Genomic DNA, 20,282 nt, shown 5'->3' on the forward strand with positions numbered 1-20,282 from the left:
TCAACATCAATGTTGTCTGACACGGCCTCTTCGCGAGCAAGCCCGCTCCCACATTGGGCCGGTGTTTACAGCCAATAACTCACCGCATACCACCCCAAAACCCCCATCACCACCGTATACGGCAACGCCATCCACACCATCCGCCCATACGACAGGCGAATCAGCGGTGCAATCGCCGAGGTCAGCAAAAACAGAAACGCTGCCTGACCATTCGGTGTCGCTACGCTCGGCAAATTGGTCCCGGTATTGATCGCGATCGCCAACGTTTCGAAATGCTCGCGGCTCATATGGCCGGCGATGAACGCCTGTTTCACTTCGGTGATGTAAATCGTCGCCACAAACACGTTGTCGCTGATCGCGGATAACAAGCCATTGGCAATAAACAACATGCCCGGCTGTTGCTCCGCCGGCAGGGCCAGCACCCACTGAATCAGCGGTGTGAACAGTTGCTGGTCATGAATCACTGCCACCACGGCGAAGAACACCACCAGCAGCGCGGTGAACGGCATCGCATCTTTAAACGCGTTGCCAATACGATGTTCGTCAGTAATGCCGGTGAACGCGGTGATCAACACAATCACCATCAAACCGATCAGCCCGACTTCTGCAATGTGAAACGCCAGCCCGGCAATCAGGATCAACGCCGCCGCGCCCTGGACCAGCAGCGCCGCACGCTGGCGCGCGGTGCGCTCGGCATTGTCTTCGGCGGCGTAGTTGGCCAGTACGGCGCGCACATTGTCCGGCAGCAGCGTGCCGTATCCGAACCAACGCAGCTTTTCCAGCAGTACGCAGGTCACCAGGCCGGCGGCCAGTACCGGCAATGAAACCGGGGCAATCTTCAGGAAGAACTCGGTGAAATGCCAACCCATCTCATGGCCGATCAACAGGTTCTGCGGCTCGCCAACCAGCGTGCACACACCACCGAGTGCCGTGCCCACGGCGCCATGCATCAGCAGGCTGCGCAGAAAGGCGCGGAATTGTTCGAGGTCTTCATGGTGCAGAGTCGGCAGGTGCTGATCGTCGCTGAATTGGCTGTCCTGACGCGGATCGTTGCCCGAGGCGACGCGGTGATAAACCGAGTAAAACCCCACGGCCGCGCTGATGATCACCGCAGTGACGGTCAAAGCGTCTAGAAACGCCGACAGGAAGGCCGAGAGAAAACAGAACATCAAGGACAGCAACGCCTTGGAACGCACCCCGAGCAACAGGCGCGAGAACAGAAACAGCAACAGGTCTTTCATGAAGTAGATGCCTGCCACCATAAACATCAGCAGCAGGATCACCGGGAAGTTATGCACCAGTTCGTCGTACAGCGCCTGGGGCGTGGTCATCTTCAGCAGCAGCGCTTCGATCAGCAACAGGCCGCCGGGCATCAGTGGATAACACTTGAGCGCCATGGCCAGGGTGAAAATGAACTCCAGGACCAGCAACCATCCCGCAGCCACCGGCCCTACGGTCCACAGCACCAGCGCGTTAAGAATCAGGAAGCCGACAATGCTCGCCTTGTACCAGCGGGGCGAGTGACCGAGAAAGTTATGCGCGAACGCCTGGGCCATTGAACCGGACATCGGCTACTCCTTGTATTAAGAAGCGCGCAACTTGCCGGAAGCGTCGGGGAAGATCAACCCGTATCAGCTCAGGTAGCGCGCCACCACCGCCCGATAGTTGCCATCCAGCGAGTAGCCACCGACGACGATTCGACCGTTGTCCTGCACGGCCACGGAAGTGGCGGTATTCAGGCTGCGGCCCAGACGGGTACGAACCCAGCCGATGCCATTGGCAAAGCTGCGATCAAGCGTACCTTGGGGCAGATAGCGGGCCAGGATGAAATCGGCTTCGACCCCGCCAATCGTTGCACCGACCGCCAGTACGCTGCCATCCGCCTGAACCTGGGCGGCGGTCCATTGGCTGCCGCTGTGGCCGATTTCCAGGTGTTGCGGTTGACCGCCGTTGCAATGCTTGTCCGGGCGACCGTTACTGTGCAGTTTCAGCGACAGGCAATGCATTGGGTCGCGACTGCTGCCCAAACAATGCAAGTCGCCATTGTCCTGCTGGACAATCTGGCTGACCTGAGCTCCGCGCCCCTGTGCCATGAAGGTCATGAAGCCATCCACGGCGAAGCTGTCGTCCAGTCGGCCGTCGGCGTGATAGCGCGCCAGCAAGCCTTCGGCAGGGAAATTGATCGAGCCACCCGCCAGGATTCGCCCGTCCCGTTGCAGCATCAGGCAGGCAAGCCAGGTGTTCATCATCAAATGCCTGACAACCACGAACCCACGACCGTTGAAATCGCTGTCCAGGCTGCCGTCGACGTTGAGGCGGATCAGCAGGCCGACGTGATCGGCGAGTTCGAAATGATGATTGGCCAGCAACAGGATTCGACCGTCCGGCTGTACGGCGATAGCGCAGACTTCGGCGCCCGGTACGCCCGGTGGCAGCCAGTCGTCGCGCAAGCCCCGGGACAGCTCACCAGGTAGGCGCACAACCTGGCGGCCATTGTCGCCAAAGCTTCGAACCGGTTGGCCGTGGGGATCGAATAGCGCCAGAGCGGGCAGGGTGCGGTGAGCGTCTTCGTAGTGCAGGCCAGCCAGCAGAATAGAGCCGCAGGGCAAGACATGCACGTTGCTGCCCATGGCTTCAAAGCCCAGGGCGAATTGGCCGATCAGGCTTCCCTGATTGCCAAAACCGAGGTCCGCAGAGCCATCCTCCAGCAGACGGGCCAGGCCAAAGCGGCTGCCGGCATGGGTGCCGACCTTGGCCGCGACCAGCAAACGGCCTTGCGGATCGATGGCGACACCGTTGGCCATGCTTGAGGAACTGCCGGCGAAATAGACTTGGGTCTTGCCGGCGGCGGCAAATTCCGGATCGAGGTGCCCGGCTGAATTGACGGTGGCGGGGCAGGCGAAAGCGGTCTGGTTTGACATGCACGCATCTCCTTGCCAGTCGACCTCATTCCGGTAACCGGGAGGGTGACTGTGCGTGCGAAACATTCAATCCCTGAATGCCTGGATGCACAACTGTCATAACTAACAGGCGGAGGGTCGCTTTGTGCCAGAACAGTGTCTTTTGGAACCACTGAAGAGGGTGCCAACAATCGAGCCTTTATAAAGCAAAAGATCGCCGCTTTCGGCAGCGCCTACATTGGAATACGCGTTTCCTTGTAGGCGCTGCCGAAAGCGGCGATCTTTTGATCTTTAATTAATGAGGCATGGACCACGATTGCAACGTGTAGCCATCTTCGCTGAGTGCAGCACGCGCCTGTTCCAGCAGATGTTCAAGTTGCACCGGATCGGAGTAAGCGCTGCTTGGGATCTGCGCGCGGCCAATGCGCGTATTGGTGCGGTCGATCACGCTCAGGCAGAGTTCGCCGTTGCCGTCTTGTGGGGCCCAGGCCACGCATTGAAATGGCTTGAACGCGCGGTCGGCAATCAAAAGAGCTTCGTTGATACGGAGCGGGGCGGTCATGGGATCTTCTCTCTATATGCCCAATCAAGTGATGTGCCGTCGGTTGGGCTTACCGTTCGGCTGGTTACTTGTACTGATGCCCTCAATGGGGGGTTGGGTCACACACAATCCAAAGAAAATTCAACTTTCTTTCATATACTCAATATTCAGGCAGTTTTTGAAAGCTGGCTGAAAGCTTCAGTCGTTAGGTAACTAACAAACTTCCTTCTTATAACTAATTAGTTAAGACTCCTATAATCAAACGATACAAGCTCACGTCAAATTCTTGCTAATGTTACAGCCAGGTCCGCCAAATGACTGTTTTTAATAATATTTCCTTAAATTTGGCGCCAAGGAACAGTCATGATCGAAGCGCCTGCCTTACGACGTCTGTTAGTGGTTGATCCTTGCGATGATTGCCATCGTCTTTTGCCGGGATTGCGCTCTGTAGGATGGGACGTTGACAGCTGCACGCTGGAAAACGCCGCTGATCGGACCTGCGATGTCGGGCTCTTGCGGTTGCAGCCGTTTCACCTGGAACGGCCCGAAGCCGTCAAAGAATTGATCAGCCGCAGCGGCACCGAATGGATTGCCGTGCTTAACCAGGAAGTCCTGCGACTGCAAAACGTCGGGGATTTTGTATGCGAATGGTTTTTTGACTTCCATACCTTGCCGTTCGACGTCTCCCGGGTCCAGGTGACTCTGGGGCGCGCATTCGGCATGGCGCGGCTGCGCGGGCAGGGCACGATTCACATCGATCAGCCGGAGCACGAGTTGCTGGGTGACAGCAAACCGATCCGTGAGCTGCGCAAGTTATTGAGCAAACTGGCGCCCACCGAGTCGCCGGTATTGATCCGCGGCGAAAGCGGCACCGGTAAAGAATTGGTCGCCCGCACCCTGCATCGACAATCCCAACGCCACAGCAAGCCGTTCGTGGCGATCAACTGCGGTGCGATTCCCGAACACCTGATCCAGTCCGAACTGTTTGGCCACGAGAAAGGCGCCTTCACCGGCGCGCATCAACGCAAGATCGGACGGATCGAAGCCGCGAATGGCGGCACGCTGTTTCTTGATGAAATCGGCGATCTGCCGTTGGAACTGCAAGCCAATCTGCTGCGCTTCCTGCAGGAAAAACACATCGAGCATGTGGGCGGCAGTACGCCGATTCCGGTGGATGTGCGGGTATTGGCCGCGACTCACGTCGACCTTGAGGCGGCCATCGAGAAGAAACGCTTTCGCGAAGATTTGTACTATCGCCTCAACGTGCTGCAAGTGGTCACCGCGCCGCTGCGTGAACGCCACGGCGATCTATCGATGCTGGCCAACCACTTTTCGCATTTTTACAGCCATGAAACCGGTCGCCGCCCGCGCAGCTTCAGCGAAGACGCGCTGATCGCCATGGGCAAGCATGACTGGCCGGGCAATGTTCGTGAGCTGGCCAACCGGGTACGTCGCGGGTTGGTACTGGCCGAAGGGCGCCAGATCGAAGCAAGAGACCTGGGGCTGATCAGCCAACAGACCATTGCCGCGCCGATGGGCACGCTGGAAGACTACAAAACCCGCGCCGAACGCCAGGCGTTGTGCGATGTGCTTAACCGCCATAGCGACAATTTGAGTATTGCTGCCAAGGTACTGGGGATCTCCAGGCCTACCTTCTACCGGTTGTTGCACAAGCATCAGATTCGTTAGACGCAAGATCAAAGGATCGCAGCCTCGTTTTACTCGACAGCTCCTACAGGTCTACCCGGATTCGTGTAGGAGCTGTCGAGTGCAACGAGGCTGCGATCTTTTAACGACCCACACAAAAAAGCCCCGCCAGGATTGAAGTCCTGGCGGGGCTTTGCCGTTGTTATGGATCAGAAGTAGTAAGGGAATTTCAGGCTGAAGGAAAAGTCTGGAGAGTCCTCGGTCAGGCCAATGGCCAGGTTAGGCACGATCGTCAGGTTATCCGAAACCGCCATGGTCATGCCGATGTTGAAGTTGGCCGAGTTGTAATCGCTGTTGGAAATCGATTGCCACTCGCCACCGTCCGGCTTGATCTTGCTCTTGCTTGCGAACTGATCGGTGAAGGAGAACGACATACTCATCTTCTCGTTCAAGGCGAACGCAATACCGGCGCCGATCTGCCAGGAATCACCCAGTTTCACATCGCCTTTCACCTTCGAGCCGACCTGAGGGCTGATGTCGCTGAAAGAGTCCTGCATGTTGTAGGTGTAGGACAATGTGCCGAACAGCACGGCCGGGTCGAAGGTCTTGACCAGCGAGATCCCCGGCGTGATCGCCCAGACACCGTTACCGGTAGGCAAGTCCTCGGGTACCGAGAGGTTGTCGTTGGTCGGGTCGCTGACCAGCTTGATGCCGTAAGGGTCCTTGCCGGTCGGGGCCTTGATGCGCAGTGTCGCGACCGCGTCGGGCCAGTTGGCCGACTCATCCAGAAACTTGTAAGCCACGCCAACGTTCACATCGCCGATGGTCGGATCGCGGGTGACGCTTGCGTCAGACGTCACCGGGCCTGCGCCACCAGCGCCACCGGAGGAATACGTCGATTCGCGATATACAATCGGCACGTTGATGTCGAACTGCCAACGCTGCGCCACGTTGTAGCGGGCGGTCAGGTCCAGGGTCCAGTTATCGGCCTTGATGCGGTCGAGGTTGATGTTGCCGAGAAAAATCGAATCCAGTGCCAGGAAGCCATTGAGCGTTAATGCCCGGGTATCGTAGTGCGTGTAGGTCAGGCCGGTTTCGACGCTGAACTTGCCACCACCGAAGAATCCGCTGGCTTCGTCATACAGGTTGGATACGCTTTGTGCAGGCTCCGAATCATCCTTTAGCGATTGGCCGTAAGAACTGCCTGTGGTGCCAGGCGCACCGGCGGCCACCGTCTGGCCTCTTACCGGTTCGGCGGGGGATTTGGTCAGGCGTTTGGGAGCCGGTGCCGCAGGTGCTGCTTCGACCTGGCGAACACGTTGCTCAAGAACCATCAACGCGTTCTGTTGTGCTTCGTAACGTTGTTTTAACTCCATGAGTTCTTGTTTTAATGCTTCGACCTGAGGGTCCGGGGCTGCGTAAAGCAGTGTCGCCGGGGTCAGGCTACTCAAACAGACGATAGCTCTGAACGTTAACGATCGGTGCATGGGTTAGCCGTCCCTTCTGATTAGATCCGATGAGACTGAGCGTAGATCAGAATCCGATTGTGCGAAGACCTTTGAGCTGCTCCAGATTGCCGCTCAAAGCCCCGGCTGTCGGCACGTTGTCACGCAGCACGACATTGAGGGAAGTGAGGTTGCGCACCTGGTTGCTGCTGCCGAGCAAAGTCGTGTTCTGCATCAGTCCACCCTGGGCCAGGCGTTGCACGGTACTGCCCTGGTTGTTGTTTGCGACGATGTTAAGTTGCACTCCTGCATTGGTTGAGGAAACCGCGAGCGAGCCCGCTTCATTGTTGCCGACCAGCGTCGAACCTGCGGTCAATGCCTGGCCCTGTGGTTGCGTTACCGGTGCCTGATTGACCTGGCTGGCTTTCGCGACGTTGATATCAACGTTGTTATAGGCGGTGTTGTTGTCGCCGGCCGCACGCACGACTTGAGTAACGCCTTCGGTGCTGTTGAGGCCGTTGCCGCCAGAAACGATACCGGTCCCGGTATTAGTGTTGGTGTTGGTGTTGGTATTTGTGTTGATGTTCGTATTGGTGTTGATGTTGGTATTAGTGCTTGTGTTTGTGTTTGCGACGGAGCTTTGCGAGCTTGTTGGACTAGCGGGTTTTTCATCGATCATCGACACATAGAACTGGGGTTTGATGGTCGATTGCTGGACTTGCATCGCGGTGGTCGCCCCGATCAATGCACCGTTGGCATTCTGCCAAGTGGTGGTCATGACGATGCCAAAACTGACGATCCGCCCCGGCATCACATACCGGCCTCGCAGGTTCGCCAATTCCTGATCCTTCAGTTCAATGGGTTTGAATATCTCTGCCTGGGTGGGAAGGCTGGCGGCCAGGCAAACCACAGCCAGCCAGGTTGAAGTTTTCATTGGATGCTCCCGGAGCTTCGTGCTCCCTTGTTATTAGAAGAAGTCGCTTTGGATGAATCCGAAATCCATCAACTCTGCGTCTTGCACCGGGCTGAATGCGTTGATGCGGTTCTTGGCGGTCAGCGGCATTGGAGGGTCGAGCAACGCGTTGTTTTTGTCGTAGCCCTGGCCGATGACGGCAAAGATGATGCCGTTCCAGCCTTTGACAAAGTCATCGACGGTGAAACGCTTGTGACCGAGTACCGGATCGCCGATATAGACCCAGCCCTTACTAACCCTTTGCAACACCACAAAATGTTTGTAGCCACGGATGTCCATGAGCACCACGACCGGAATCTTGATGTCACTCAAGGTTTCCGTCGCTACCCGGTAGCCACGGGCCCGCATGCCGATACTTTCCACGTAACGCTTCATGTCGAGCATGGAGAAGCCCTGGACGCGGACAAGATTTTGGTCCGAGTGGGCCAGCATGCCTTCGATGATCTGATCTTCATTCACATCAAGCCAATAGGCCTGACGCAAGATGGTTGCCAGCGCAGCGGCGCCGCAACTGAAGTCGGTTTTCTGTTGCACCAGATCGGCAAATTTACGCTCGCGTACGCTCTGGATCGGCTTGTACACCACCGCGCCGCCCGGCAGGACGGAAAGCGGCATGCGTGCTGCCTCGCACACACTGGCCACGCAAAGCAAAATTGCCAAGGCGATAATGCGCATGGTGGGATGCCTTCTGGTTGTTGTTGAAAAAGGCCCCCGTGAGGGGGCCCCAAAGACAGTCATTAGAACGAGTTGTTGGAAATGGCCAGCGAGTTGCTTTGTTGGTTGCCCACACCAGCAGCTACGTTGACGCCCAGGTTGCCGCTGCCACCATTTACCGAACCGCTAAGGGTTGCAGTATTGGTCACAGGGTTAGCCCAGCCAGTTGGAGTCAGCACTTGATAGGAATAGGTGTTGCTCAGATCAAATGAACTGCTCTCGGTGTAGGCTTTCGCTTTTGCGTACTCGGACTCGTGAGATTTGCTGCCCGATTTCTCGAACGAGGAATCGAACGATTTATCGAACGACGAGCTGCCCGATTTTTCGTGCGATTTATCGATCGTTACGTTGAGCGTTGCATCAAGTGATGCGTTCAGAGAAGCATCGGAAGACGAACTGCTTTCGCCCGAGTGGTGACGGCCATAGTCCCAGGAAGCGTTTCTCGAAGCCTCGGCGGAAGCATCCAGCGTAGCGTTCAACGAAGCATTCAAAGAAGAGTTAGAAGCACTGCTCTTCTCGAAGCTTTTTGAACCGCTGGCATCGAAGCTTTTCGAACCGCTTACGTCAAAGCTCGAAGAAGAGCTTTTACTGCCGGCCGCTGCGCTTGACTTGCTGTAATCGGCACTACCGCTGGCCGTTCTGGTGACGGTAATCGTATCCACGCGATATGTCCGGTCGGCGTCGTTTCTGACGACCAGGCCAGGACCACTTTGATTGGCAGAGGCAGTAGCGGTTGCGTTACCCAGTGGAGCATTGGTGTTAGCAATGGCCATGGTGTTTTTCTGTTGGTTAAGATCGCCACCAGCAATGTTGACACCCATGTTGCCGCTGCCGCCATTAGCCGAACCGCTCATCGTGGCAGAAGCAGTGCTGCCATAGTTGTTGACGCGGTTATTGCTGCTGGTTTGCGTGACCTCGGCGGTGGCGCTGGCAGTGCCGAACACGAACGCGTTATCGGGGGCCGCAGCGGCGGCGTTGGCAATAGCAGCCGCGTTGTCTTGTTGGTTGCCGTCGCCGGCTGCCACGTTGACGCCGACGTTGCCGCTGGTGCCTGTAGCAGAGTTGTTCATCTCTGCTTCATTGATCGTCCCGTTATTGCTGATGCGGTTGTTGGTGCTGCTTTGGGTATCCCACGCATTCGCCGTCGCGTACACAGGGATTTTGGTTGGAGGAGGGGTGTGTTGACCGTTGTTATTATGGCCATTGTGGTGACCATTGTGATCGTCATCACGCTGTCCAGCTTGTACAGCAACAGCCATGACCGCAGCAATTGCGAAAACCAGAGGCTTGATTGCCATCGAAGGTTTCATGGTGATTCTCCGTACTTATTTTAGGTTAAGTGTTGTTTTTACCTGTTTGGGTCAATCCGCGACCCGTACGCTCACGGTGTTGGCCGTTCGGTTTCCCACCCCGGCGCTCTGATTCAACTGAATTACCCCACGACTACCGGTGAAGGCCTGATCGCTGGTAGCGACCCGGCGATAGCCTGGTGCGGAGTCAGTTGGATCGGAGTTGTTGATCAGCGCCACGTTCTGTTGCAGGAGGACGCTGTCGTCGATACTTTGCGGCTGTGTGCTGATGCTTATCCGCAGGGCATTGGCCTGCTGGTTGCTGGCGCCCGAGCTCTGGTTGACACCCAGCACGCCGTTGCCGTGGCTGAAGGAGTTGCCTTGAATGCTGGAGGTGGCATCGATGCTGGGGTCTGCGTGTGAACGCAGGCGTTGGCGAATTTGTGTCGTTGCATTGGCGTTGTTGCCAATCGCAATGGCCCGGGCGTTGGCCTGTTGCTGCTGATCGCCAGCAGCCTGGTTGACTCCAACGTTGCCTTGGTACTGCGCGCCCGAACCGTCGATGTCGGCGTTATTGATGACGGGAGGTTGGGCAAAGGACGATGCACTGCAAAACATGGCGATAATCAGCAGTGAACGATTCATTCTAACGGTCTCCCGTTATGATTTTCAGAGCACCCAGGCCTTGCTGGACGTTCGAATTGACCATGTTGGCAATGCCGCTGCCCGAGTTGCCCGAACGTCCGGCGGGGAGGTTGGACAGTTGCTGCTGGTTGCTGATATTGCCGCCCAGGTTGTTGGTGTTCTGAGTCACCAGGCGACTGATGCCCGCACCGCTGGCGACACTGGCAAAGTCGCCGTCGCTCAACTCGTTTGTTTGATTGAGGATTTGTTTGGCCGGGTTGGCGTTGACAGTGGTGGGGTTGGGATCGGGGATCAGCGGCGGAATCGTCGCGTTGCGCGTTTGGACGTCACGTTTGATCGTGATGATGCCGTTGTCAGCCTGGACAGGCAGACTGACACCTGAGCCCAATGCGCATCCGATCAGCAGGAGGCTATAGATGCGATTATCAAATTTCCCCACGGCGGCAATTCCTTCTGTGATTAAACGCTGGCCCTTATCCGCGTTGCGAGGAAGAGAGCAGAAGGTGTGCCGGTTTTGGTTTTTCCTTTAAAACCAGTGGGTTGACTTTATTTATCGAGATAATCAAAAAAATTATGTAACGCCGCTGAGACAGAGCCACGCGAAAACGCGACCAATGCAGGCGGCAGAGCTTGCCAGGGCGGTGAAAGGGAGGGGTGTATCAGTGATTTAACATTTTTGTTCTGAAGTGCGCGGACCGCTTTAATGCGCGGGTCCGCTCGGGAGGGAGTGTTTCATAAGTGGACAGTTGTGACGGGGCTGGGGGACTTCTGTCAGGCCTCGAGCAAGCGCGTGACAATGTCGAATGCTGCGTCCTTGCGTTGTTGCCAATCACCTTGCAGAACCTGAAAAGGCTGGTGATGCAGGTCTAGCCAATCGTGGCTGGCCTGGAAAAACGCCTGGCGCTCTGCCAGTTGCGGTTGGCATCGCTGTCCGTCGTCATGCCACTCCACGGTTTCAGGGCTGAGCAGCAAATGCAGGTCGTAGTGACGCGCCAGCAAGGCTTGCTCGATCCATGACGGGCAAGCGCCAAACAGGGTGTGACTCCAAAGGATATTGCTCAAAAGATGAGTATCGAGAATCAACAATGACGGACGTTTCGCCCGTGCTTCATCTTCCCAGGCCAGTTGCCCGAGTGCGATGGATGTAATGTCATCGTAGCGGGTTTCGCGGGCTTCGCTGTCGATAAAGTGCCGAACGTATTCATTGACCAAAATGCCGCCAAAATTGGCGAGAATCTCACTCGAAAGCCAGCTCTTTCCGCTGGATTCGGGACCTGTAAGCACCAGCACTTTCATGCGTGCAACGCCGGATCGGCACGCCATTCACGCCAGCCTTGCACGGCAATCAACGTGAATAATCCGTAGAGAGCCGCGGTCAGGTACAGGCCTTTATAAATGAACAGGCTGACAAAGATCACATCCAGGACGATCCACAGTGGCCAGCATTGCACACGTTTTTGCGCCATCCATAACTGCGCCACCAGGCTGAAACCGGTCAGTGCGGCATCGAGCCAGGGTTGCGCGGCATCGGTCCAGTGGGCCATGGCTGCACCCAGCAGCAGGCTGCCGACCGCACCTGCGGCGAGCCCGAGCAGAATTGAGCGCGTATCCAGTTCAGTCACTTGGCGGCCATGATGGGCATCGCCGGCGCGGGTCCATTGCCACCAGCCATAGATCTGCAGTGCGGCGTAGATCACCTGCAGGAGCATGTCTGAATACAGCTTCACCTCAAAGAAGATCCAGCTATAAAGCAGCACCATCACCAGGCCGATCGGCCAGCACCAGGGATTCTGTTTGACCGTCAGCCAGACGGCGATCACGCCGAGGGCGGCGGCAAACAGTTCAAGCCCGGACATGGCGGTACCTTGGGGGAGTTAAAAGAGGAGCGGATTGTAGCCGTAGGACCGGCCAGCGCAAACCCACGTAGCAGCTGCCGAGCAGCGCGAGGCTGCGTTCGGCGGCGAAGCCGTCGTAAAATCAGCCATCGCGGTGTGTCAGATAGACCTTGATTGCAGGGTTTGCGCCGGCTTCGCCGCCGAACGCAGCCTCGCGCTGCTCGGCAGCTGCTACGGGATCGTTTACACGCGGAATTGCTTGAGCAGCCCATTCAACTGTTCGCTCAACTCCCTGAGGTGAACACTGGCCAGGCTCGATTGCTCCGCCGCCAATGCCGTGCTGTGGGACAAACCGGCGGCCTGGGTGACGTTCTGGTTGATGTCTTCCACCACATGGGCTTGTTGCAGGGTCGCGCTGGCAATCGAAGTGTTCAGCCCATTCAGGTTGCGCAAGGCCTGGCCGATAGCGCTCAGGCTCGCACCGGCGAGGCCGGCCTGTTCGATGGTCAGTTGCGACGCGCGACTGCTGTCGCCGATCACTTTGACCGCCGCTTCGGAATGGTTTTGCAGGCGTTCGATCATCGCCTGGATTTCCGCCGTGGACTTCTGGGTACGCTGCGCGAGCAGGCGGACCTCATCGGCTACCACTGCAAACCCGCGCCCTTGTTCGCCGGCCCGGGCCGCTTCAATCGCGGCGTTGAGCGCCAACAGGTTGGTTTGTTCGGCAATCGAGCGAATCACTTCCAGCACGCTGCCGATCTGGTTGCTTTCGGCGGCCAGGGTGCGAATCACTTCGACGGCTTGATCGATCGTCCCGGAAAGCTTGTCGATCTGTTGCAAGCTGCCATCGATGTTGACCTGGCCTTGCTGCGCCTGGGACTCGGCATCGCGCATTTCGCTGGCCGCGTGCTCGGCGTTCTTGGCCACGTCCTGCACGCCGTAGGTCACTTCATTAATCGCCGTCGCCACCAGTTCCATTTGCTGGGACTGCTGCTGACTGCGTTGCTGGGCTTGGGCGGCGTCGTTGCCGAGGTCGCTGGACGACTGGCCCAGAGCACTGGCGGACTCCTGCAACTGGCCGACCACCAGGCGCAACTTGGCAGTGAACGCATTGAAGTGCCGCGCCAGTTGCGTGACTTCGTCCTGGCCGTGGGTATCGAGGCTGCGGGTCAGGTCGCTTTCGCCGCTGGCGATGTTGGCCATGGCGTTCACGGTTTCCTGCAAGGGGCGCACGATGCTGCGGGCGATCATGATCACCAGCAGTGCCATGATCAGCGCAATCGCCAAGCCAATGAACGAGGCTTTCCAGACCTGCCCGTAGAACTCGGCCTGCATGTCATCGATGTACACGCCGGAACCGATGATCCAGCCCCAAGGCTCGAACAGTTTGACGTAGGAGGTTTTTTCCACCGGCGCACTGGCGCCCGGTTTCGGCCAACGGTAATCGACCATGCCGGCGCCCTTGGCCTTGGCGATCACCACCATTTCGTTGAACAGCGCAAAACCGTCCGGGTCGCGGATCGTCGAGAGGTTCTGGCCTTCGAGTTTCGGGTTGGCCGGGTGCATGATCATCACCGGCGTCAGGTCGTTGATCCAGAAGTAGTCGTTCTGGTCATAACGCAAGCCGCGCACCGCCGTCAGCGCCTGTTTCTGCGCGGCTTCACGGGTGAGGGTGCCGGCAGTTTCCAGGTCATGGAAGTACGTCAGAATGCCACTGGCGGTCTGCACCACATGTTGGGTTTTCTGCACTTTGGCGTGGTACAGGTCATCGTGGATCTGTTTGAGCATGAGCATGCCCAAGGTCAATAACATCACGATGGCCACGATCAAGATGAGCCACAAGCGTCGGCTGATCGACACACTGCGCAAGCTGTTCATAACGCTGTCACTCCGAATTCTTATTCTTGTCATAAACGACCGCCAGCATCCAAACACGCTTTGCCGGCCAGTACCATGCGACGCAAGTCCAATAACGCAGCCGCGTTAATCAGGCATCTCTGATAGGATTTCGGCCTCGCGCGGGAAAACCTGAATCCAAGTTGATTTTTCACGGAATTTTTACGGTTTCGTAGGGATCCTGTGCGCGCCGGACTTCAGCTACGCTCAGCGCGGTGGACGTACTAAAAATATTAACGGGGCAGGCCTTTGCGCACTGTCTTTGGGGGATTGATGGATCTTTGGACCGCCTTTCAGGCACTGATTCTAGGAGTTGTAGAAGGGCTGACGGAGTTTTTGCCCATTTCGAGTACCGGACACCAGATTATCGTCGCGGACTTGCTCGACTTCGGTGGTGAGCGCGCCATTGCGTTCAACATCATTATCCAGTTGGGCGCGATCCTGGCCGTGGTCTGGGAGTTTCGCCGCAAGATCCTCGATGTGGTGACCGGTTTGAAAACCGAGCCAAGTGCACGTCGCTTTACCGCGAACCTGTTGATCGCATTCATGCCGGCTGTGGTGTTGGGGGTGATTTTTTCCGACTTAATCCATCACTACTTGTTCAACCCGATTACCGTGGCTGCGGCGCTGGTCGTGGGCGGGATCGTCATGCTGTGGGCCGAGAAACGTCAGCATGAAGTGCATGCCGAAACGGTCGACGACATTACCTGGAAGGACGCACTGAAAGTCGGCTTGGCCCAATGCCTGGCGATGATCCCGGGGACATCGCGTTCCGGCTCGACGATCATTGGCGGCCTGCTGTTTGGCTTGTCGCGCAAGACTGCAACCGAGTTCTCGTTCTTCCTGGCGATGCCAACCATGGTGGCAGCGGCGGTGTATTCGGGATTCAAATACCGTCACCTGTTCGTGCCGGCCGACTTTCCAGTGTTCGCTATCGGTTTCATCACCGCGTTTATCTTCGCGATGATCGCGGTCAAGGCGTTGCTCAAGTTCATTGCCAGCCACAGCTATGCGGCGTTTGCCTGGTACCGCATTGCGTTCGGCCTGGTGATCCTGGCGACCTGGCAGTTCGGTTGGGTTGATTGGGCTGCCGCCAAGCCATGAGTGATTCCAGCGCGCGGAACAATCCCGGCAAACCGTCCGGAGGGCAGATCCAGCATCCTCGCTTGAAGTTGCTGGTGTTCGCTGTTCTCTGCGCGCTGCCGCTATATGGCTCGTTGATGTTGTGGCTGCGCGGGAATTCGGTGATTGTGCTGGCCGCTTACGGGGTGGTCAGCCTGATCGCGTTTTTCCTTTACTGGAGCGACAAGCGCAAGGCGCGCGCCGACACCTGGCGCACCCCGGAAAACGTCTTGCACGCAGTGGAGCTGGCCGGTGGCTGGCCGGGTGCATTGCTGGCCCAGCAAGTGTTCCGACACAAGACCCGCAAAGTCTCGTTCCAACTGGTGTTCTGGCTCATCGTGCTGCTGCACCAGGTGTTCTGGATCGACCAGTTGTTCCTTGGAGCCAATGTAACGACCCTCTTCTAAACACCCACAGGCCCATGTAGCAGCTGTCGAGCACCGCGAGGCAGCGTCCGGCTGCGAAGCAGTCGTAAAACCTGAGCACGAGGTTTTTCTGATACACCGCGTCGTCTGGATTCACGACTGCTTCGCAGCCGAACGCAGGCTTCGCCAGCTGCTACATGAGCCGAACGCAGGCTTGGCAGTTTTTAGAGAAGCAACCCGACCTGAGTGCGCTTGGGCAATTTGCTCACCACCAATTGGTGGGAGCGTTGCAGCAAGGCTTGCAGTTCTTCGGCGCCCAGCGGGTAGGGCGTCTGCATGATGATCCATTGCGCCCGAGCCAGGTACGGCGCCGGGTGAATGCCCGGACGGTCGCAATGACCGAGAAACAAATCCTTGTCGACCTTGAACGCCAGGGAGTCGCCCCGCAAATTTTGCAGTGCAAACATCTTGTTCCCGGCAATCGAAAACACGCGCACGCCGCCCCATTTGTAGTCTTCCCGCGCCCCGGGCAGCCCCAGGCAAAAGTCTGCGACATCCGCTTCGCTCATGCGTCCAGCCTTCATATCAAACGGTCCCCACAGGCATTGAATGATTCGATCAAATGGTCAAGCCACGCGCGCACCGCCGGCATCACCCCGCGCCGATGAGGGTACACCGCTTGCAGCCAGCCGCCAGGCAATGACCAGTCGGGCAACAACTGGATCAGCGAGCCGTCGGCGATTTCCTGTTCGCAATACATCATTGGCAGCACCGTAAAGCCCTGGCCGGCGAGGGCGCAGGCCCGGCGCACAATAAAGTCGTCGATGCCCAACCGTGCCTCCAGCGCCAAATCATAGCTTTTGCCCTGCTGATCGAGCATGCGGATATGCACCATGCGGTCCGGCTCCAGCGCGCCGAGCACCGGCAAACCCTTGAGGTCTTCCGGGTGATTGATCTCCCGGCCGTGCAGGAAGGCTGGGCTGGCGACGATCATCGTTTGCGCCTGACGCAAGCGCCGGGTGACCAGCAACGGGTCTTCATCCCCCAGTTCACGAACCCGCAGCGCGACATCGACACCTTCGGTGACCAGATCCACCCGACGGTTGAGCAGCAAGACTTCCAACTGGACCTGCGGGTATTTCTCCAGGAAATCGCTGATCACTGTCGGCAACATGTGATGGGCCAGGCCCACCGGGCACGACACCCGCAATCTTCCCCGAGGCTCGCTGGACATACTGGCCACCGCTTCGTCGGCCATCTCCGCTTCCAGCAGCATCGCCTGACAATGCCGCAAGTAACGCTCGCCCACGGCCGTCAGCTTGAGTTGCCGGGTGGTGCGTTGCAGCAGTCGTGCGCCCAGGCGTTCTTCCAACTCGGCAATACGCCGCGAAAGCCGCGACTTCGGAATCCCCAGCAGCCGTCCAGCCGCGGCGAAACCACCGGCTTCAACCACCTTGGCGAAATAGTAGAGGTCATTCAGGTCTTGCATGGCGTGAACTCGATTGTTCTATCAGTGAGACGAACTATCGCATTGTTGCGGGCTAATCAGCTATTGGTTTCATCTGTAGCATCAACTCCATCAGATCGCCCCAGTGGCGATCCTCACCTGGAGATCCTTTATGAAACTGTTGCATATCGATTCGAGCATTTTGGGTGACAACTCGGCTTCCCGTCAGCTGAGTGGCGAAGTGGTCAAAGCCTGGCAAGCCGCTGACGCTTCGGCCGTCGTGACTTACCGTGACCTGGCCGCTGACGCCATCAGCCATTTCTCCGCCACGACCCTGGTCGCTGCCGGCACCAGCGCTGAACTGCGCAACGCCGCACAACAGCATGAAGCCGAGCTGAGCGCTTCGACCCTGGCCGAATTCATCGCCGCTGATGCCATCGTGATTGCCGCGCCGATGTACAACTTCACCATTCCAACCCAACTTAAAGCCTGGATCGACCGCATCGCCGTTGCCGGTCAGACCTTCCGCTACACCGAAGCCGGCCCTGAAGGCCTGTGCGGTGGCAAGAAACTGGTGATCGTTTCGACTGCTGGCGGCCTGCACGCCGGTCAAGCCACCGGTGTTGCTCACGAAGACTATTTGAAATTGCTGTTCGGTTTTCTGGGCATCACTGATATTGAGTTCGTTCGCGCCCATGGCCTGGCTTACGGCGACGAAGTGCGCACCAAAGCCCTGAGCGATGCTCACACACAAATCAGCGAGCAACTGTTCGCTGCGGCATAAGGCCTGTGTAAGGCTTGCGTAAAAAATACTAAACGGCTCAGGCAATACCCGAAAAACTCTGTATTCTGATTATCGTAATGATCAGTTACAGAGTTTTTTTGTTTTTGACGGTTTTTTATGTTGTGGCCCAGGTTATGCAGTCGAGGGTTAACGTCCCCGTTGCGCAATGACCTTGGTGGCCGCAGACACTGGCACAAGGCCGCGTTCTCCGTACCCCGGAGCACTACGGGCTTTTCAGTTTAGTAACAAAGGTGGGGCATCCCATGGTGCGTCTTTGTGCAACGTTACTGATGTGCCTGCTCAGCAGCCTGATTTCAGTGCACGCTGCGCCTGGCCTGCATTCCCACTGGGGCGTCGGTTATCACGAGATGACGTTCCTCGATCCGCTGGATTTGCAGCCGATGCGCGCCATCGCCTTTTATCCGTCCAGCGACAAGGATCACACCAGCAATCTCGAAGGCTATACCGTCGAAGCCAGTGAAGACGCCCGCGTTGCCATCGGGCGTTTCCCTATGCTGATGCTGTCCCACGGCAACGTCGGCACCCCGCTGGCCTTGCACGACCTCGCTACCTCGCTGGCCCGCAAGGGTTTTGTGGTTGTCGCGGTGATTCATCCCGGCGACAACTCCAAGGATCACAGCCGTCTCGGCACCTTGAGCAACCTGTACGGCCGGCCCCTGCAAATTTCTGAAGCGATCACCGCCACCTTGGGCGACGCGATGCTGGCGCCTTTCGTCAATGCGGATCAGGTCGGGGTGATTGGTTACTCGGCGGGCGGTGAAACCGCGTTGATCCTGTCCGGTGCCACGCCTGATCTGGATCGTCTGCGCCGCTATTGCCAGGAACGCCCGGATGACCGTGATGCCTGCAACACCCAGGGCGAGTTGATTGTCGATCGTGATGATCTGCAGCCAGTGGCCGACCCACGTGTTCATGCCTTGCTGCTGATGGCGCCGCTGAGCCTCAAGTTCGGTCGTCATACGTTGGCGGATGTGCATGTGCCGGTGCTGCTGTACAGCGGCGACGGCGACAAACTGGTGGCTTTCGACAAAAACGCCGCAGCGCTGGCGCGCAAACTGCCGATCGCGCCGGACTTCAAATTACTGGCCGGGGCAGGGCACTTTGTGTTCATGGCGCCGTGTAATGAAGAACAGATCATCGCCATGCCGGCGCTGTGTACCGATGCGGATGGGGTTGATCGCGAAGACATCCACCGCAATTTGATCTCCGAAGCAGGGCGCTTCTTCTCGCATGCGCTGGGCAAACCGAGTCGGGCGGGGATGCAGACGGCGGATCAATAATCTGATCAACACCGCATGACCCCTGTGGGAGCGGGCTTGCTCGCGAAGGGGCCCAGTCAGTCAACATTGATGTTGAATGACACAGCGCATTCGCGAGCAAGCCCGCTCCCACAGGGGATCGTGGTTGTCAGGTGATTGCGCGGCGTTTCAGCAGTAGCGTCAAGCCGAGCCCGGTCACCGATAACAACGCGGCACTAAAGAAAATCCACGAATACCCCAGGTTCAACGCCACCGCGCCCATCAGCGGGCCGGCAATCGCCAGCGCCAGATCGAAAAACACCGCATAAGCACTCAACCCCGCGCCGCGACTGGAGTTGGGCACCTGCTTGATCGCCTCGACCCCCAGCGCCGGATACACCAGCGACAGGCCAAACCCGGTCAATCCGGCGCCGATCAACGCGTAACCGGTGGACGGTGCCAGCCACAACAGCATCAGGCCTACGGTTTCGATGGTCATGCAGGCGATGGCCGAGGTGAAGCCGCCGAAACGGCTGATCGCAGAAATGAACAACAGCCGCGACAAAATGAAACACACGCCGAACACCGTCAGGCAATACGCCGCGCCGGCCCAGCCACGGTTGAGGTAGTACAAGGTAATAAAAGTGGTCAGGGTGCCGTAGCCGATGGACGCCAGGCTCAGGCTCGCGCCGAACGGTGCAATACGCCCGAAAACGTTCCAGAACGGCAGACGTTCCCCTCGAATCACCGGCACCGACGGTTTGTTGCGGATCAGCAACAGCGCGCCCAACGCCAGCACCGACAGGACAATCCCCAGGCTTTCGAAGCCGTACTCGGCGACCATCACCACGCCCAGCGGTGCACCAATGGCGATGGCGCCATAGGACGCAATCCCGTTCCAGGAAATCGAGCGCGCGGTGTGCTCGGCGCCGACCTGGCCCATGCACCAACTGATGGTGCCGACGCCGATCAAGCCTTGGGCGATCCCCAATAGCAGCCGGCCAGCGATCAGGATCAACAGGCTCAGCAACGGAAAGCTTTGCAGCAACGTCGACAGCAGCGTCAGCACACCGCTCAACACAATCCCCGACAAGCCATAAATAATCGCGCGCTTGGTGCCAACGCTGTCCGACATGCGCCCGGCCATCGGGCGGCTGAGCAGGGTGGCCAGGTATTGGCAGCCAATGGTCAGCCCCGCGATGATCGCGCTGAAACCCAGCTGCTCGTGAACATACCCCGGGATCACCGCAATCGGCAGGCCGATGCAGAGGAAGGCAATAAAGGTATAGAAAACGATGGAGACGATCTGCAGGGTGATCGCCATGGAGCTTTGCGGGGGCAGTTGCTGCGCAGACATGAAGGGCTCGTTCGCGGGCGGCGGTGGGAGATCTGCATCATGGCGTGGGTGGGAAATAAAAGG

General features: G+C 57.9%; 20 protein-coding genes and 1 pseudogene. 5 read left to right on the forward strand and 16 right to left on the reverse strand.

The features are described from left to right. Positions 1 to 65 precede the first annotated feature (65 nt). The 3 genes from nhaB to LOY68_RS15525 all read right to left on the reverse strand — a co-directional run bounded on the left by nhaB (position 66) and on the right by LOY68_RS15525 (position 3,462). Positions 66 to 1,568 (reverse strand): sodium/proton antiporter NhaB, encoded by a 1,503-nt coding sequence (gene nhaB / locus LOY68_RS15515; RefSeq protein WP_265045637.1) that lies wholly within the window; start codon positions 1,566 to 1,568, stop codon positions 66 to 68. A 63-nt stretch (positions 1,569 to 1,631) separates the two neighbouring features. Further along, the gene (locus LOY68_RS15520; protein ID WP_265045638.1) at positions 1,632 to 2,921 is read right to left on the reverse strand and encodes a hypothetical protein; all 1,290 of its coding nucleotides are present in this window, start codon (positions 2,919 to 2,921) and stop codon (positions 1,632 to 1,634) included. 274 nt (positions 2,922 to 3,195) lie between these two features. Beyond that, positions 3,196 to 3,462, reverse strand: a complete 267-nt coding sequence (locus tag LOY68_RS15525) for a hypothetical protein (RefSeq protein ID WP_054046315.1) — start codon at positions 3,460 to 3,462, stop codon at positions 3,196 to 3,198. A 342-nt stretch (positions 3,463 to 3,804) separates the two neighbouring features. Here LOY68_RS15525 and LOY68_RS15530 point away from each other — a divergent pair, with 342 nt between their 5' ends. After that, the gene (locus LOY68_RS15530) at positions 3,805 to 5,130 is read left to right on the forward strand and encodes a sigma-54 dependent transcriptional regulator (protein WP_123509581.1); all 1,326 of its coding nucleotides are present in this window, start codon (positions 3,805 to 3,807) and stop codon (positions 5,128 to 5,130) included. 167 nt (positions 5,131 to 5,297) lie between these two features. Here the strand turns inward: LOY68_RS15530 and LOY68_RS15535 are convergent, their stop codons facing one another. The 10 genes and pseudogenes from LOY68_RS15535 to LOY68_RS32255 form a co-directional block, all read right to left on the reverse strand. Then, on the reverse strand, positions 5,298 to 6,575 hold the full coding sequence (locus LOY68_RS15535; protein WP_265045639.1) for a hypothetical protein: 1,278 nt from the start codon (positions 6,573 to 6,575) through the stop codon (positions 5,298 to 5,300). Between the two features lie 46 nt (positions 6,576 to 6,621). Then, positions 6,622 to 7,467: a hypothetical protein gene (locus tag LOY68_RS15540; RefSeq protein WP_163910011.1), complete on the reverse strand. Its 846-nt coding sequence runs from the start codon at positions 7,465 to 7,467 to the stop codon at positions 6,622 to 6,624. Positions 7,468 to 7,500: 33 nt separating this feature from the next. Next, a complete protein-coding gene (locus LOY68_RS15545) occupies positions 7,501 to 8,181 on the reverse strand; it encodes a C39 family peptidase (protein ID WP_265045640.1) in 681 nt (226 codons plus the stop codon). 62 nt (positions 8,182 to 8,243) lie between these two features. Further along, positions 8,244 to 9,530 (reverse strand): heme utilization protein, encoded by a 1,287-nt coding sequence (locus LOY68_RS15550; protein WP_163910013.1) that lies wholly within the window; start codon positions 9,528 to 9,530, stop codon positions 8,244 to 8,246. Positions 9,531 to 9,581: 51 nt separating this feature from the next. Continuing rightward, positions 9,582 to 10,154, reverse strand: coding sequence for an adhesin (locus LOY68_RS15555; RefSeq protein WP_163910014.1), 573 nt, complete (start codon positions 10,152 to 10,154; stop codon positions 9,582 to 9,584). 1 nt (position 10,155) lies between these two features. Continuing rightward, positions 10,156 to 10,593, reverse strand: coding sequence for a hypothetical protein (locus LOY68_RS15560; RefSeq protein WP_163910015.1), 438 nt, complete (start codon positions 10,591 to 10,593; stop codon positions 10,156 to 10,158). A gap of 332 nt (positions 10,594 to 10,925) precedes the next feature. Beyond that, positions 10,926 to 11,450 carry an AAA family ATPase gene (locus LOY68_RS15565; protein WP_265045641.1) on the reverse strand — a complete coding sequence of 175 codons (525 nt, stop codon included), beginning with the start codon at positions 11,448 to 11,450 and terminating at the stop codon, positions 10,926 to 10,928. Further along, positions 11,447 to 12,010 carry a nicotinamide riboside transporter PnuC gene (pnuC, locus tag LOY68_RS15570; protein WP_265045642.1) on the reverse strand — a complete coding sequence of 188 codons (564 nt, stop codon included), beginning with the start codon at positions 12,008 to 12,010 and terminating at the stop codon, positions 11,447 to 11,449. The genes LOY68_RS15565 and pnuC overlap by 4 nt, the downstream gene beginning before the upstream one ends. Before the next feature lie 222 nt (positions 12,011 to 12,232). Next, positions 12,233 to 12,967, reverse strand: coding sequence for a methyl-accepting chemotaxis protein (locus LOY68_RS32250; RefSeq protein WP_413787195.1), 735 nt, complete (start codon positions 12,965 to 12,967; stop codon positions 12,233 to 12,235). A 123-nt stretch (positions 12,968 to 13,090) separates the two neighbouring features. Continuing rightward, positions 13,091 to 13,900, reverse strand: a pseudogene (locus LOY68_RS32255) (cache domain-containing protein); the annotation flags it as partial. A 258-nt stretch (positions 13,901 to 14,158) separates the two neighbouring features. Between LOY68_RS32255 and LOY68_RS15580 the strand changes: the two are divergent. Then, positions 14,159 to 14,989 (forward strand): undecaprenyl-diphosphate phosphatase, encoded by an 831-nt coding sequence (locus LOY68_RS15580; RefSeq protein WP_265045644.1) that lies wholly within the window; start codon positions 14,159 to 14,161, stop codon positions 14,987 to 14,989. Then, a complete protein-coding gene (locus LOY68_RS15585; protein WP_265045645.1) occupies positions 14,986 to 15,414 on the forward strand; it encodes a DUF1294 domain-containing protein in 429 nt (142 codons plus the stop codon). Before LOY68_RS15580 ends, LOY68_RS15585 begins: the two co-directional genes overlap by 4 nt. 182 nt (positions 15,415 to 15,596) lie before the next feature. Here the strand turns inward: LOY68_RS15585 and LOY68_RS15590 are convergent, their stop codons facing one another. Together LOY68_RS15590 and LOY68_RS15595 are read right to left on the reverse strand one after the other, a co-directional pair. After that, the gene (locus LOY68_RS15590; protein ID WP_054614846.1) at positions 15,597 to 15,956 is read right to left on the reverse strand and encodes an MmcQ/YjbR family DNA-binding protein; all 360 of its coding nucleotides are present in this window, start codon (positions 15,954 to 15,956) and stop codon (positions 15,597 to 15,599) included. Continuing rightward, a complete protein-coding gene (locus LOY68_RS15595) occupies positions 15,953 to 16,861 on the reverse strand; it encodes a LysR substrate-binding domain-containing protein (RefSeq protein ID WP_265045646.1) in 909 nt (302 codons plus the stop codon). The genes LOY68_RS15590 and LOY68_RS15595 overlap by 4 nt, the downstream gene beginning before the upstream one ends. A 130-nt stretch (positions 16,862 to 16,991) precedes the next feature. Between LOY68_RS15595 and LOY68_RS15600 the strand changes: the two genes are divergently transcribed. Together LOY68_RS15600 and LOY68_RS15605 are read left to right on the forward strand one after the other, a co-directional pair. Then, positions 16,992 to 17,603: an FMN-dependent NADH-azoreductase gene (locus tag LOY68_RS15600; protein WP_054614845.1), complete on the forward strand. Its 612-nt coding sequence runs from the start codon at positions 16,992 to 16,994 to the stop codon at positions 17,601 to 17,603. 263 nt (positions 17,604 to 17,866) lie between these two features. Further along, the gene (locus tag LOY68_RS15605; protein WP_163910021.1) at positions 17,867 to 18,904 is read left to right on the forward strand and encodes an alpha/beta hydrolase family protein; all 1,038 of its coding nucleotides are present in this window, start codon (positions 17,867 to 17,869) and stop codon (positions 18,902 to 18,904) included. A gap of 127 nt (positions 18,905 to 19,031) precedes the next feature. Here LOY68_RS15605 and LOY68_RS15610 read toward each other — a convergent pair whose 3' ends face one another. Continuing rightward, positions 19,032 to 20,219 carry an MFS transporter gene (locus tag LOY68_RS15610; RefSeq protein ID WP_265045647.1) on the reverse strand — a complete coding sequence of 396 codons (1,188 nt, stop codon included), beginning with the start codon at positions 20,217 to 20,219 and terminating at the stop codon, positions 19,032 to 19,034. Positions 20,220 to 20,282: the final 63 nt, after the last annotated feature.

The organism is Pseudomonas sp. B21-053, from assembly GCF_026016365.1.
Taxonomy (GTDB): domain Bacteria; phylum Pseudomonadota; class Gammaproteobacteria; order Pseudomonadales; family Pseudomonadaceae; genus Aquipseudomonas; species Aquipseudomonas nunensis.